The 14,527-nt window shown below is 63.9% G+C and carries 13 protein-coding genes; 2 read left to right on the top strand and 11 right to left on the bottom strand.

The window, feature by feature from the left end:
* Positions 1 to 159: 159 nt before the first annotated feature.
* From AC2FNY_RS09065 to AC2FNY_RS09025, 9 genes are all read right to left on the bottom strand, one after another.
* Complete coding sequence (locus AC2FNY_RS09065; protein WP_496802239.1) at positions 160 to 813, bottom strand: DUF2848 domain-containing protein; 654 nt, start codon at positions 811 to 813, stop codon at positions 160 to 162.
* A 6-nt stretch (positions 814 to 819) separates the two neighbouring features.
* The gene (locus AC2FNY_RS09060; protein ID WP_234137557.1) at positions 820 to 2,106 is read right to left on the bottom strand and encodes a TRAP transporter large permease; all 1,287 of its coding nucleotides are present in this window, start codon (positions 2,104 to 2,106) and stop codon (positions 820 to 822) included.
* Positions 2,103 to 2,651, bottom strand: a complete 549-nt coding sequence (locus AC2FNY_RS09055; protein WP_234137558.1) for a TRAP transporter small permease subunit — start codon at positions 2,649 to 2,651, stop codon at positions 2,103 to 2,105. Before AC2FNY_RS09055 ends, AC2FNY_RS09060 begins: the two co-directional genes overlap by 4 nt.
* 23 nt (positions 2,652 to 2,674) lie before the next feature.
* Complete coding sequence (locus AC2FNY_RS09050; RefSeq protein WP_496802238.1) at positions 2,675 to 3,709, bottom strand: TRAP transporter substrate-binding protein; 1,035 nt, start codon at positions 3,707 to 3,709, stop codon at positions 2,675 to 2,677.
* Positions 3,710 to 3,730: 21 nt separating this feature from the next.
* Positions 3,731 to 4,558: a putative hydro-lyase gene (locus AC2FNY_RS09045; protein WP_496802237.1), complete on the bottom strand. Its 828-nt coding sequence runs from the start codon at positions 4,556 to 4,558 to the stop codon at positions 3,731 to 3,733.
* A 79-nt stretch (positions 4,559 to 4,637) separates the two neighbouring features.
* On the bottom strand, positions 4,638 to 5,537 hold the full coding sequence (locus tag AC2FNY_RS09040; RefSeq protein WP_234167104.1) for a LysR family transcriptional regulator: 900 nt from the start codon (positions 5,535 to 5,537) through the stop codon (positions 4,638 to 4,640).
* Between the two features lie 1,282 nt (positions 5,538 to 6,819).
* Positions 6,820 to 8,481: an FAD-binding dehydrogenase gene (locus tag AC2FNY_RS09035; protein WP_496802236.1), complete on the bottom strand. Its 1,662-nt coding sequence runs from the start codon at positions 8,479 to 8,481 to the stop codon at positions 6,820 to 6,822.
* 68 nt (positions 8,482 to 8,549) lie between these two features.
* Complete coding sequence (locus AC2FNY_RS09030) at positions 8,550 to 9,284, bottom strand: glutamine amidotransferase (RefSeq protein WP_234167101.1); 735 nt, start codon at positions 9,282 to 9,284, stop codon at positions 8,550 to 8,552.
* 202 nt (positions 9,285 to 9,486) lie between these two features.
* The gene (locus AC2FNY_RS09025; protein ID WP_496802235.1) at positions 9,487 to 10,227 is read right to left on the bottom strand and encodes a YebC/PmpR family DNA-binding transcriptional regulator; all 741 of its coding nucleotides are present in this window, start codon (positions 10,225 to 10,227) and stop codon (positions 9,487 to 9,489) included.
* 105 nt (positions 10,228 to 10,332) lie between these two features.
* On the opposite strand from AC2FNY_RS09025, the gene AC2FNY_RS09020 reads away from it, so the two are divergent.
* On the top strand, positions 10,333 to 12,108 hold the full coding sequence (locus AC2FNY_RS09020; protein WP_496802234.1) for an SLC13 family permease: 1,776 nt from the start codon (positions 10,333 to 10,335) through the stop codon (positions 12,106 to 12,108).
* A 70-nt stretch (positions 12,109 to 12,178) separates the two neighbouring features.
* Here the strand turns inward: AC2FNY_RS09020 and AC2FNY_RS09015 are convergent, their stop codons facing one another.
* Positions 12,179 to 12,871 carry a nitroreductase family protein gene (locus tag AC2FNY_RS09015; protein WP_496802233.1) on the bottom strand — a complete coding sequence of 231 codons (693 nt, stop codon included), beginning with the start codon at positions 12,869 to 12,871 and terminating at the stop codon, positions 12,179 to 12,181.
* A 37-nt stretch (positions 12,872 to 12,908) separates the two neighbouring features.
* Positions 12,909 to 13,793, bottom strand: a complete 885-nt coding sequence (locus tag AC2FNY_RS09010) for a LysR family transcriptional regulator ArgP (RefSeq protein WP_496802232.1) — start codon at positions 13,791 to 13,793, stop codon at positions 12,909 to 12,911.
* A 91-nt stretch (positions 13,794 to 13,884) separates the two neighbouring features.
* Between AC2FNY_RS09010 and AC2FNY_RS09005 the strand changes: the two genes are divergently transcribed.
* A complete protein-coding gene (locus AC2FNY_RS09005; RefSeq protein ID WP_496802231.1) occupies positions 13,885 to 14,496 on the top strand; it encodes a LysE/ArgO family amino acid transporter in 612 nt (203 codons plus the stop codon).
* Positions 14,497 to 14,527 lie beyond the last annotated feature (31 nt).

Here is a 14,527-nt window from a genome sequence, read left to right as displayed (position 1 = left end):
CTACAACAGCCGTCGACCGCACTCATCGCTTGACGGGAGAACCCCCGATCAGGCCTACTTCAACAAGCCAATACCTGATGCGGCAGCGGCGTAACCCAGGCGGAAAAACACTTACAGAACGCCCGAAACCTGTTCAAACAAACCGAACCACCTCTGTTATCAGGCCACCACTGGCAGGGCAGAGGCCCGGTATTCCAGATACAGGCTGCGTTCGAGAACCGGGTCGCGCAGTTGCATGCGATAGTCCCAAGCGGGTCGCACCCCGCCAATGGCGCCAAGTGTGCCGCAGAGCATGGCGCCGCCAGTGTCGAGCCCCGATTGCGCGACCAGATCGCCAAGCGGGCGGATCATGGCCAGCGTCCCCTCCTGATAGAGCGTCCACTCACCGTTTTCACGGATTTCACAACTCAGGATCAGCCGATCCAGATGAGGCGCGACCGTGTCGAACCGCCAGAGCATCGGCGAGACCGGTTTCGGGCAGGCCTGTTTCGAGGCTGCCACCGAGACGGTTTCAAGCTGGCGGTCCGTGTGGTCCGATCCAAGCCCGAGCCAGAGCGTGCCATCGAGATTGACCAGCAACGGCTCGACCTCGCCCGAGGTGTCGGGCCCCAGTACCTCGATCCTGGGGGCCTGCACCAGCAGCGACTGAGACACCCGGTAGAAAAGAGGCACCTGCGATGGCGGCGCGACACCGAGCGCCGCCAGCTCTTCGATATGATGCCGGACCGCGCCGATGTCGCGTCCGGTCCATCCGGCGACGACGAGATGCTCGATCCTTGCCTCGATCTCGCGTCCTTCCGCAACAAACCGCATCAGGCCTTACCCCCCAAGCACAGATGGCAGGAACAGCGCGATTGCGGGAAAGGCAATCAGCAGCGCCACCATGATCAGCATGGCGATCACGTAGGGGATCGTCCCCAGCATGACCTCGCTCATTTTGCCCGACTTCCGGGCCCCCTGAACCACATAGAGGTTCAGGCCGACCGGCGGTGTGATCAGCGCCATCTCGATCAGCACGATCATCAGGATGCCGAACCAGATCGGGTCGTACCCTTGCGCCACCACGAGCGGTACGATGATCGGGATCGTCACCACCATCAGCGACAGTGTCTCGATGAAGAAGCCCAGCACGATATAGATCAGCACCACCACTAGGATCGTGCCCAGGGGCGACAGGCCCAGCCCGTCGAGGAAGGTCTCCAGCTCGCGCCCGAGCCCGGCCGAGGCCAGTGTGAAATTGAGGAACGAGGCGCCAATGACGACCAGCATGATCATCGAGGTTATCTTGACGGTGCCAAGGATGGCTTCGACGAAGATCGCCCTGGACACGTTTCCGAAGAACGCGGCGATTGTCACCGCACCGGCAACGCCGACCGCGGCGGCCTCTGTCGGGGTTGCCCAGCCCTTGTAGATGGTTCCGATGATGATGGTGAACAGCAGCACGATGGGCAGCAGTTGCAGCAGGGCCCGCAGCATATCCCCCAGCGGAAACACCCGGCGGGTGCCGCCCAGCGAGGGGCGGATCAGACAGATGATCACGGTGATCGCCATGAAACCCAGCGCCAGTGCCAGACCGGGAACGAGGCCCGCCAGAAACAGGCGTGGTATCGAGGTCTGGGTCAGGAACCCGTAGACGATCAGGTTGATCGAGGGCGGGATCATGATCCCGAGCGTGCCGCCGGCCGCAATTGCGCCCGAAAATAGCTTGGGGTCATAGCCCAGCTTCTCGGCCTGGGGCATCGCGACCGTGGCGACCGTGGCGGCGGTGGCAACCGACGACCCGGAGGTGGCCGAGAACATCGTGGCGGTGGCGACATTGGCGTGCACCAATCCGCCGGGCAACCAGCTGACCCAGCGGTCGAGCGCGGCATAGGTGCGTGTTGCGATCCCCGACCGGACCAGGATTTCGCCCAGCAGTACGAAGAAGGGGATCGCGATCAGGGTCGCGTTGTTCGAGGTCGACCAGACCAGGTTGCCCAAGCCGCGGATCAGGGGAAACGGGCTAAAGAACGCATCGACCCCGAAACCGAGAAGAAAGAGCACGATGCCGACCGGGATCGACAGGGCGAGCAGCCCGAGCAGTCCGATTGTCACATAGCCGATCATTTCAACGCGGCCTCCTCGCCGAAACAGCCGATGGCAGCCTCCGAGGCTTCGAACCTGCCTTTCAGCACAAGCAGCAGCGCCGCCGCAAGCGTCGCCCAGGCAACGATGGCAAACCAGACCCAACCGGCGAACCATGGCACCTGCACCAGTGCCAGCGGGGTTTCCAGCGGCGTGTTCGCACGCGAGGAATTGGCCAGGGACCGGGCCAGCACCGGCCAGCATTTGACCGCGATCAGGGTGACGGTGCCCGCCATCATGATCATCGCGAACAGGTCGAACAGCGACCGGCCGATCTGTCCCGTACGCCCGCGCAGAAGGTCGATGCGGACGTGACCAAGTTCGAGAAGCGTGAAGGCCATTCCCCAAGAGGTGGCAATGGCCATCACATAGCCCGAGATTTCATCGGTGCCGCCAAAGGAGGAGCCCAGGCGCCTGAGCAGGACGTCGAGAAGGACGACACCGGCACAGGCCATCAGCACACATCCGGTCAAGATCGCTATTCGGCGATTCCAGCTGCGCAGTTTCTCCAGCACGATCTCTTCCATCTGCTCCTCCCTGACGGTGCCGATCAGTTCCCGATGGTCACACCGACGGTCGCGCCAACCGACGCGTTCCAGCGTTCGGCCCAGTCGCCACCGGCGCGCCCGGCCCAGTCAGGCAGAACCTCTCCCACCAACACTTCGCGGGCGCGGGCGAAATCGGCATCCGAGACCTCGACCAGTTTCATGCCGCGCGCGTCGCCGGCGGGGCAGTCGCCATTGCCGGTCAGGCAGGCGATGTCATTGACCAGCGCACCCTGCGCGCTGGCCCAGGCCGGGGCCTCGAAATCCGACGCGACCTTGGACGCGATCAGCGCCTGGGTGTCGGCGTCGAGGCTGTTCCACTTGTCCAGGTTCATCGCGGTCACGACGCTGTCCCAGCCACCCAGCGGGATCGGCAGCAGATGGGTCGAGACCTCCCACCAGCCCGCCGAATAGCCCGAGCCGGCGCCGGTTACGGCGCAGTCCACGGTACCCTTCTGCAATGCACCGGGTACCTCGCCAAAGCTGACATTGACGCCCTCGGCGCCCAGCGCTTCGAGGAACTTGGCGGTCATCCGGCCCGAGGCACGGACCTTGAGCCCCTTCAGATCGTCCAGCCCGGCGATCTCGGCATTGCAGAACACCACTTGCGGCGGATAGGGGGCGATGGCCAGAACATGCGAATTGAACCGGTCGCGGAAAATGTCGGTCACCATCGGCCGGGCCGCATCGACCATGGCGCGGGCCTCGTCCGCGGTCAGCGCCAGCAATGGCACATCCAGCCCTTCGAGCTCGGGCGCATCGGCAACGGCATAGTCGGCCACCGTCATCGCCACGTCATAGACGCCGTCACCCAGCAGGCGAAAAACGTCGCCGACGCCAAGATTCATCTGGTTGTGGGTGGTCAGATTGACATTGATCTTGCCGCCCGAGGCGGCGGGCAGGGCCTCGCCCCAGAACGGGGCTTCGTATTGCTTGTGCAGCGGCAGGCTGGACCAGCTGCCGACGACGGAAAGATCCTCGGCCATGGCGGGCGCGGCCAGCGCCGTCGTGGCGGCCAGAATGGTGGTGATACGCTTCATCTTCGTTCTCCTCGTTGGACGTTATGTCTTGTCATTGGTGAATGTAAGGACCGGGGCTTCGGCGTCCTCGGCCACGTCGGTGATCAGCATGTGTCCCGGCTTGTGGGTAATGCAGAGCGGCAGTCTGGCGGCCTCGATCGCGACCTGCGGGGTCACGCCGCAGGCCCAGAATACCGGCACCTCGCCGGGGCCGATGGGCGAAGGGTCGCCCCAGTCCGGCGCGGACAGGTCGGCGATGCCGAGACCAGCCGGGTCGCCCCAATAGACCGGTGCGCCATGGGCCAGCGGAAAGCGGCGCGAAATCTCGATGGCTTCGCTGACGCGGCTTTCGGGGATGGCGCGCATCGACACTACCATCTTGCCGGAAAAGGGACCTGCCGGCACCGTGTCGACATTCGAGCGAAACATCGGCACCGTCTTGTCGTTGTCGATATGCCAGACAGGTATCCCGGCCCGCATCAACGCATGTTCGAAGGTGAACGAACACCCCAGAGCAAACACCACCAGATCGTCCCGCCAGATGTCGGATATGTCGCTGGCAGAGCCTGCAAGCTTTCCGTCGCGGTAGATGTTATAGGCCGGAACGTCGGTCCGGATGTCGATGTCGCGGCCCAGGGTGAACATCATCGGGTTGCCGGTGTCGGAAACTCCGGTCAACGGGCAGGGCTTGGGGTTGCGTTGACAGAACCGCATGAAGTCAAGCGCATAGGCCTCGGGCATGATTGCCAGGTTGGCTTGCAAGTGGCCCTGGCCCAGCCCCGCCGTGTGCGACCGGTACGCGCCGGACCGGATCGCGGCGCGCTGTTCGTCCAATGTGCTGTTTTTCAGCTTCTGGTATGTTTCGCTCACGCGGGCCCCTCCATCGAGATGAAGCGAGGGTCGCCGGTTAGCTCTATAAACTCAAATCGAAACTTTTTCTCGATATCGATTAAGAATTTCTATCACGCTGGTATTCGGTGGCAACTTCCAGCGCCAGTTTTGCCGCCGTTTCAATCAGATGACTTCTGGGTTCGCCCAGATACGAGGCGGTAAACCGCAGCGGCGACGGCACCCAGCCTGGATCGAATTCCCGGATGCGCCCGGTGTCGACGAATTCCTGACCCAGGGCGCGCGGCAGGACGGCAACGCCCAGATCGGCCTCGACCAGCCGGAAACAGGCGGATAGCGAAGAAGAGGGGAACATCGACACATCCGGGCCAACCCGTTCGAACAGCATCTCCTTGAGTTCGCGATAGGGCCGGGTATTGCGGGCATAGGTCAGGACGGGGCGGGACAGGTACTTGTCTTCGGTCAGGCCGGGTTCGGTATTGGCCGCCGCATACCAGGCCAGATCAAAGCCGGGAAGTTCGATATTGTTGACGAAATACTCGGACACAGGGCCGAGGAGGATGGCCAGATCGATCTCGCGATTGAGAAGCCCGGCCCGCAGGTTCAGCGAGATATCCACGTTGAATTCGATATCCAGCCTTGGGTAAAGCCCGTGCAGCCTAGAAATCAGTTCGGGCAGCCAGCACTGGGCGATGGTTTCGGACACGCCCAACCGCAAACGGCCATCGATCCCTTGCGGGTCGACCACGTCGCGTTCCACCAGTTCGGTGAGATGTTCGAACTTCTCTGCATGGGCCAGAAGCAGCTCGCCGCGCTTGGTCAGCCGCATCCCCCCCGAGCGCCGTTCGAACAGTTCACAGGCAAGCGAATCCTCAAGGTTCTTGATCCGCGCGGTGACGGCGGGCTGGGTCAGGTTGAGCCCTGACGCCGCCCGGCGGACCCCGCCCAGACGCACGACCGCCAGAAATGTCCTGAGTTGCTCGATATTGATTCTGGTCATGCCGCATTGGTCGCATGACAGCGCCCGGTTTGGACAGACCAAACCATAGGCGCGCGTTAACAGTTGTATCCGTTTCGGTTATTCTCTGGCAGAACCTAATGAAAAGTGAGGTATGCTATGCGGTTGATAGGAGGTTCCATCGGACTTGGATGATGGCAACGAGAGCCATGACTATTGGGCCGGTAAATGGGCTGTTCTTACCGAAATAACTGGTGTTTTCGGTGGTTCGTTCGGACTGTTTCTAGCTCTGTGTTTGCTGGTGCCAGGAGCAATGGTTGCGTCTGTTATCTGTCGGTTGGGTCGAGCGACCTGAAGCGACCTTGCTAGGTGCTGGTTTGGTTTTTGTAATTTGCCTCACCATCAGCCTGCACTCGTTGGCTTGGTATTTTGGGGCGAAACGGCGGGAGCATTTGGCTTTCGAGGCGATGCAACAACTGGGAGCGGCAGAACTGGCTAGCGAAGAATGAGCTTGCCGAGTACGACTTCGTTCACACTCGACACCAACTGCTTGATCGAGGTTGAAGAGGGGCGTGCTGAAGCGGCGAATGTCAAAGGGCTGCTCCAAGAGCATGCCGCTGGTCGAGCCGACTTGGCATTGGTTGCTTCATGCGCCTCAGAGCGTCAGCTTGAAGGTGGGTTTCTTGATGATTTGGCTGTCTTCAGCGAACGCTGCAGACGGCTTGGCTTCGGGGGGGCTTGACCTCCTTAAGCCGATCATGCGGTGGGGGGTAGGCTTTTGGTGCCACCGTTTTTTTCATGGCCCGAAGGAAATGCGCGCGAGGAGGAAATCTATCTCGCTATGTTCCCAGCATCACCATACGAGTGGGCAGACTACGCGAGAGATCGGGGAGTTGGTGCATCTGACATCGCTTCTTCGGCATTCTTACGGTGGAGAAACCAAATCCTTGATGCGCAAGCGTATTGGGCGCACGAGAACGTCGGTCGGGAGCTGTTTGTAACGAGCGATGGGCGCTTCAAGAAACTGCAAGAGTTAACGAGCTTCCCAGACGCTTCGATAAAGACGCCTGAAGAAGCAGTGGCCATCTTATAGCGGGACTGGCTTGCTCTCGTTCGAAGGATGTGGGACACAAATAGCGCACGTTTCGGGACGCATGCGCGGCGGGCCGTTCTGATTATCCCTTGAAAAGCAGTGCTTTATGGGTCATTTAGGTTTGCTGAATAGCCCGTGTGGGGGCACCATTCCCGCCAAGCCTATCAGCGTTTTGCTCGGGCTGAATGGCCTGGGCCAGAGCGCTTCGAAGATCGGATCAGGGCCTGATCATCAGGCAATTGCCCGCGACCGCCCGGCATTGCGGCCCGAAAAGATGCAGCCGCCAAGGAAGGTGCCTTCCAGCGCGTTGTAGCCGTGATAGCCACCGCCGCCGAACCCGGCGACCTCGCCCGCGGCAAAGAGGCCCGGCACCACCTGGCCATCTGCGCCCAGCATCTGGCCATCCAGATTGGTATGCAGCCCGCCCAGCGTCTTGCGGGTCAGCACATGCAGGCGCACCGCGATCAGCGGGCCGTTGACGGGGTCAAGAAACTTGTGCGGCTTGGCGGTGCGGATCAGGCGGTCGCCGCGATAATTGCGCGCGGCATGGATTGCCATGATCTGCGCATCCTTGGTGAATGGGTTGACCATCTGCGCATCGCGCGCCTCGATCTGGGCGCGCAGGTGATCCTCGTCGATTGCCACCTCGCCCAGCTGGTTAATGCCACGCACCAGTTCGCTCAGGCTGTGGGCGACAACAAAATCCTCGCCATGCTGTTTGAACGCCTCTACCGGGGCGGTGGCGGATTTGCCCGACAGGATGCGCTGGCGGATCACCTCGGACCATTTGGCCGAGGTGAAATCGGGGTTCTGCTCGGACCCCGACAGGGCGAATTCCTTCTTGATCACCTTCTGGGTCAGCACGAACCAGCTGTATTCGTATCCGGTCTTGAGTATCTCGCGCAGCGTGGTCAGCGTGTCGAACCCCGGCAGGCAGGGCGGTGCCAACCGGTTGCCGCGCGCATCGAACCACATCGACGAGGGGCCGGGCAGGATGCGGATTCCATGCTCGGGCCAGATCGGGTCCCAGTTGCGGACGCCCTCGGTGTAATGCCACATCCGGTCGCCATTGATCACGTGGCCGCCCGCGCGTTCCGAAATCGCGATCATCCGGCCATCGACATGGAACGGCACGCCCGCGACCATGTCGTGGGGCGGTTCTCCCAGCCGGTCGCGCGGCCAGGCCTTGCGCACCAGGTCGAAGTTGCCGCCGATCCCGCCCGAGGTGACCAGGATCGAGGGGGCATAGACCTCGAACTCACCGATCTCGTCGCGATTGGTCTTTTGCCCGCGCTGGGCGGTGTCCGGGGCCAGTACCTCGCCCGACACCCCGGTCGCGGTACCGTTTTGCATGATGATATGGCTGACCTGATGGCGAAACCGCAACTCGATCCGGCCCGCCTTCACGTGGTCCTGCACCCGGCGCAGAAAGTGCTCCAGCACGCCCGGACCGGTGCCCCAGGTGATGTGAAAGCGCGGCACCGAGTTGCCGTGGCCGTCGGCATAGGAGCCGCCCCGCTCGGCCCAACCGACCACCGGAAACCAGCGCAAGCCCATGGCATGCAGCCAGGGTCGCATCTCGCCAGCGGCGAATTCCACATAGGCCTCGGCCCATTTGCGGGGCCAGGCGTCTTCCGCGCGGTCGAACTGGGCGCTGCCCAGCCAGTCGCGCAGGGCCAGATCGGCGCTGTCGCGGATGCCCATGCGGCGCTGTTCGGGGGTATCGACCATGAACAGCCCGCCCAGCGACCAGAAGGCCTGACCGCCCAGGAAGCTCTCGGGTTCCTGATCGAGCAGGATCACCCGCTTGCCCCGGTCGCCCAGTTCGGCGGCGGCAACCAGCCCGGCCAGCCCGCTGCCCACGATGATCGCATCGGCGGTATTCGCGCCCATATCCATCCTCCCCTGTCCTGGCCTCAGCCTAGGACGGCAGCAGGCCAGCAGGCAACGGCGCCGTTGGGTCAGCCGTAGCGCTGGGCGAACCGGCGCAGGATCTCGCCCGGTGCCGTGACCTCGGCGGCATGGCACATGTCGATCAGTCGCGCGGCATCCTCGGGCGGGAAATAGCCGTGATCCTTGTAAATCCGGATGCGCTGCTCGAAATCATGCGCATCCGCTTCCGGGTGGAACTGGGTGGCATAGACATTCTCGCCCCAGCGGATCATCTGATATGGGCAAGGGGCCGAGGCGACCAGATGGGTACAGCCCGGCGGCAGCGCCTGCACCGCCTCCTTGTGGCCGACATAGGCGTCAAAGACAGGCGGCAGGCCAGCGGTCAGCGGATCACTCGCGCCGCTTTCGGTAAGGGTACAGGTCGAGGGACCGACCGGCTCGCCATAACGCGCCTTGCTGACCGCGCCGCCCAGATGCGCCGCCAGCACGCCCAGCCCATAGCAACACCCCATGAAGGGATGATCGGCACCGGTGATCTGCGGCATCAGCCCCAGGATCGCCGCCTCGATCCGCGCTTCGGTCGCGGGCTTGGTGGCGGGGTCGTCGCTGACACAGCCGGGTCCACCGCCGACGATGACGCCCGCGTAATCGGTCACATCCAGCCCCTCGGGCAGGTCCTCGCAATCCAGCCGGATGCGGTGCACCCGCTCCGGCCCGATCCCGCATTTATCGAGGATCGAGGCGAACTCGGCATCGGCCGCGTCGGTTTCAGGGCGCAGTTGCAGGATCAGAAAGCGTTTCATGGCGCTTCGTCTAACGCGCAGTGCCCTGCCGGGCAAGCGCGCATGGCCAGCAGACGGGGGCAAGCGAGGCTCTGCCTCGCGCTCCGGAGTATTTAGGGCGAAATGAAGAGAGCAGGCCCTGCTGCTTCTTTCTGGTCGGAAATACTCCGGGGGAGTCGCCCGGAACGGGCGGCGGGGGCAGCGCCCCCTGCCTTGGACGGGTTCAAAGCGCCGCCATCACCTCGTCGGAGGCTTCAAAATTGGTGGTCACTCGCTGAACGTCGTCGTCATCTTCCAGTGCGTCGACCAGCTTCATCAGCTTTTGCATCGCTTCGAGGTCCAGCTCGGTCGTGGTCGAGGGTTTCCACACCAGCTTGGTCGAATCCGATTCGCCCAGCTCCGCTTCCAGCGCCGTCGATACCTCGTTCAGGTCGGTATCGGCGCAATAGATGATATGTCCCTCGTCCGAGCTTTCCACGTCCTCGGCGCCGGCTTCGATCGCGGCCATCATCACCGTGTCGGCATCGCCGACCTCGGCGGGATAGATGACCTCGCCCTTGCGCTCGAACATGAAGCCCACCGACCCGGTCTCGCCCAGGTTGCCGCCGTGCTTGGTGAAGGTCGAGCGCACGTTCGACGCGGTGCGGTTGCGGTTGTCGGTCATCGCCTCGACAATCACCGCCACGCCATTGGGGCCATAGCCCTCATAGCGGATTTCCTCATAAGCATCGCCATCGCCGCCGATCGCCTTCTTGATGGCGCGTTCGATATTGTCCTTGGGCATTGACTGCGACTTGGCTTCCTTGATCGCCAGGCGCAGGCGCGGGTTCTTGTCCGGGTCCGGGTCGCCCATCTTGGCCGCAACCGTGATCTCCTTGGAGAACTTCGAGAACAGCTTTGACCGCGCTGCGTCCTGCCGTCCCTTGCGGTGCTGAATGTTTGCCCATTTGGAATGGCCGGCCATGATGTCCTCGTCGCTGGTTGCTGGTTGGCGCCCATATAGACAAGGAGGAGGGGCGGGATCAAGGGAGCCGGTTGCAGGCCGCGCGGCGCCCTCTATGCTGGCGCCATGACGATTGACCAGATCCTGCTTTTCGCCCTTTTCGCCGCCGTCTTTGCCCTGCTGCTCTGGGGGCGGTTCCGCTACGATCTGGTGGCCTTCTCGGCGCTGATGCTGGGGGTGGTACTGGGGCTGGTTCCGGTCAAGGACGCGTTCTCTGGCTTTGGCCATCCCGCCACAATCGTGGTGGCGCTGGTGCTGGTGGTCTCCGCGGGGCTGGTGCGCTCGGGTGCGGTGTTCCTGATCACACGCACGCTGGTCGATGCCTCGCGGGGCCTTGGCGCCCATATCGCGCTGATGGGCGGGATTGGCGCGGTGCTCTCGGCCTTCATGAACAACGTGGCGGCGCTGGCGCTCTTGATGCCGGTCGATATCCAGACCGCGCGCAAGGCGGGGCGGGCGGCGGCGCTGACGCTGATGCCGCTGTCCTTTGCCACCATCCTGGGCGGCATGGTCACGCTGATCGGGACGCCGCCCAACATCATCATCGCCTCGATCCGGGCCGAGGCGCTGGGCGAGCCGTATCGCATGTTCGATTTCGCCCCTGTCGGCGGCGCGGCGGCGCTGGCGGGTCTGATCTTTGTGGCGCTGATCGGCTGGCGCCTGATCCCGACGCGCGGCGGAGGTGCCGCGGAGGCGGCCGAGGCGCTGGCCGAATATATCGCCGAACTGACGGTGCCAGAAGAGTCGCCCCATATCGGCAAACGCCTGGCAGAACTGGATGCCGAGGCGGAAAAGGCCGACGTGGCGATCCTGGGCCTGATCCGCGACGGCAAGCGCCGCTATGGCCGCGCCGCCAACACCATCCTGGCCGCCGGCGACACGTTGGTGATCGAGGCCACGCCCGAAGCGCTGGACGAGTTTCGCGCCGCGCTCAGCCTCGATTTCTCGGACAAGGAACGCCAGCAGGCACTGACGGCGGCGGGCGAGGGGCTGGACGTGATCGAGGTGGTGGTGACCGACGGCGCCCGTATCGCCGGGCGCACCGCGCAGGGGCTGGGGCTCAGCTGGCGGCAGAACACGGTGCTGATGGGCATCTCGCGCCAGGGCACCCGGATCACCCAGCATATTCGCCGGACCGAGGTGCAGCCGGGCGATATCCTGCTCTTGCTCTGCCCGCGCGACCGGGGGCCGGATGTGACCGAATGGCTGGGCTGCCTGCCATTGGCCACGCGGGGCCTGAGCGTGACCGCCAATGACAAGACATGGCTGGCCATCGGCCTCTTTGGCGCGGCGGTGCTGGCGGCCTCGGTCGGGCTTCTCTACCTGCCGGTGGCGCTGGGGCTGGTGGTGGTGGCATATGTGCTGACCGGCATCCTGCCCATCGCCGAGCTGTATGACCATATCGAATGGCCGGTGGTGGTGCTTCTGGGGTCGATGATCCCGCTGGGCGCCGCGCTTGAGGCCTCGGGCGGCACCCAGCTGATCGCGGGCGGGTTGGTGACATTGACCGAGGGCTGGCCCGCCTGGGCCATCCTGACGGTGCTGATGGTGGTGACGATGACGCTGTCGGATGTGCTCAACAACACCGCGACGACAATTGTTGCCGCGCCCGTGGGCATCCAGATGGCCAATGCGCTGGGCGTCTCGCCCGACCCGTTCCTGATGGCGGTGGCGGTGGCGGCCTCGGCGGCATTCCTGACCCCCATCGGGCATAAGAACAACACGCTGATCCTTGGCCCTGGCGGCTATCATTTCGGCGACTACTGGCGAATGGGTCTGCCGCTCGAGATACTGATCGTGGCGGTCACCATCCCGGCCATCCTGCTGTTCTGGCCGATGTGACCGGATCGGGAGCCGGGCGCGGAAAATTGCAAATTTTCCGACCCGTTTTCCGTGCCGGAAAACGGCGGCGCTATTCGGCGAAGGTGGCGATCTCACTCAGCGGCTTCTTGATCTTGGCCACCTCCGGCACGGTCGCGTCCGCTGCCGGGTGACCCACCGCGATGATCATCGTGGGTTTTTCCGAGGCGGGCCGCCCCAGCGCGTCGTTGAGGAACCGCATCGGGTTGGGCGTATGGGTCAACGCACACAGTCCCGCGTGATGCAGCGCCGCGAGCAAGAAGCCGGTGGCGATATTCACGCTCTCGGGCACGTAATAGTTCTTGTACCGCGTGCCGTCGTCGAACTGCCCCCAGCGTTGGGCAAAGACCACGATCAGCCAGGGGGCGTCCGTCAGATGCTCTTTCACCGCATTGGTGCCGATCGGCTCCAGAGCCTTGATCCACTCGTCGCCCGCACCGCCTGCGTAGAACCGCCGCTCTTCCTCTTCCGCCTCCTCCCGGATCCGCGCCTTCAACGCCGGATCGGCGACCGCTACGAAATGCCAGGGCTGGTGATTGGCGCCCGAAGGCGCGGTGCCCGCTGCGCGAATGCAGGCCTTGATCACCGCGCGTGGCACCGGCCGGTCCGCATAGTCACGTACCGTGTGGCGCCGCCGCATGGTGTCGTGAAACGCCTCTGCCGCCGCCAGCATCCGGGCATCGCTCATCTCGACCCGGTCGGGCAGTGGCAGGGCGGCATAGCTCAGCGCGTCACGGGCAAACATGGCTTCTCCTTCTCGGTTGCCTCTTTATCAGCCGCGTTCAAGCAGCGATCAAGCCCAGGCTCGCGGCCCGCCGCACCGCTCGGGTCAGCGGGGCGAGCGCCGGTGTCAGCACCCGGCTCACCTGCCAGGTCAGCGGTACATCCAGCGGTCTGTGCGGAATGAGAGGAACCAGATCGCCGTGGTCGACATGGGCCCGGATCAGGGCGCGCGGGTTCATTCCCCACCCCATAGCTGCCAGCGCGGCGTCAACGAAGCCCTGTGAGGAGGGTAGGAAATGTGTCGGGGGCGCCAGCTGTCTCCCGGTCTGCGCCTCGATCCAGCGCAGTTGCAGCTGATCCTTGGCGTTGAAGGTCAGGCAGGGCGCGCGCGACAGCGCCTGCACCGTGACACCTTCGGGAAACCACTGCTGCATGAAGGCGGGGCTGGCTGTTGCGATGTAGCGCAACGCGCCCAAAGGGTGGGCGTCGCAGCCTGGGACCGGTTTGCCATGAGCGGTGATCGCGGCGGCGACCTCGCCGCGCCGCAGCCACTCGGCGGAATGGTCCTGATCGTCGATCACCAGATCGAAGAGTACGTCCCTGACCTCGAACATCGCCTCCAGAAACCAGGTGGCCAGACTGTCGGCATTGACCGCGATCCGCACCCGCACCGGCCCGGAGCCTTGGTCCAGCGCCAGATCGCGGCTCACCTGCGCCTCCAACAGACCCACATCCTCGGCATGGCGCGCCAGCCGCAGACCGGCGGCGGTGCCCGTTGCGGGTGGACCGCGCTGGATCAGCGCCAGGCCCACTTTCTCCTCCAAAGCGCGGATGCGTTGGGACACCGCTGACGGCGTCACCGACAGCGCCGAGGCCGCGGCCTCGAAACTGCCCAGCCGCAGGATGGCAGCAAGAGCGGCAAGCTGATGTGGGTCGAATTTCATTAGAAACTCTAAACAAGGACAACAATCTTTAACTGGATTAAGTTCTTGCCGCCCTCTAGTCAAACCCGGCGACACCAAGGAACCCCGCCCCATGTCTTCTGCCTTCTTCTCCGGCTATGTCCTCAGTTTCGGACTGATCCTTGCCATCGGCGCGCAGAACGCCTTTGTTCTGCGGCAGGGCATCCGGCGTCAGCATGTACTGGCCGTCTGCCTGACCTGTGCGTTGTCGGACGCGGTGCTGATCACCGCCGGCGTGGCCGGGTTTGGCGGGCTGGCCACGGCCATGCCCTGGTTCGAGCCGCTGATGCGCTATGGTGGGGCCGCCTTCCTGATCTGGTACGGCGCGCGCAGCCTGCACGCGGCGCTGACCAAGACCGAGGCGCTGGTGACCGGCGAGGACGCCCGCCAGGGCGGAGGAGCCGCCCTGCGACCGGTGTTGCTGACGGTGCTGGCGTTTACCTGGCTCAACCCGCATGTCTATCTGGATACCGTGGTGCTGATCGGGTCGATTTCGGCGCAATATGGCGACAGGTTCGGCTTTGGCCTGGGCGCTACCCTGGCCAGCTTCACCTTCTTCTTCTCGCTGGGCTACGGCGCGCGGCTGTTGGCGCCGGTCTTTGCCCGGCCTCGGGCCTGGCAGGTGCTCGACACGGTGATCGCGCTGACCATGTGGACCATCGCGGCCAAGCTGCTGCTGATGTGACCGGGCAATCGCGGGTCGTTCGCATGTGAAG

This window comes from Ruegeria sp. BHSC223 (genome assembly GCF_059613025.1).
The sequence above is the reverse complement of the archived record's forward strand: the minus strand, read 5'-3'. Positions and strand labels throughout refer to the sequence as shown.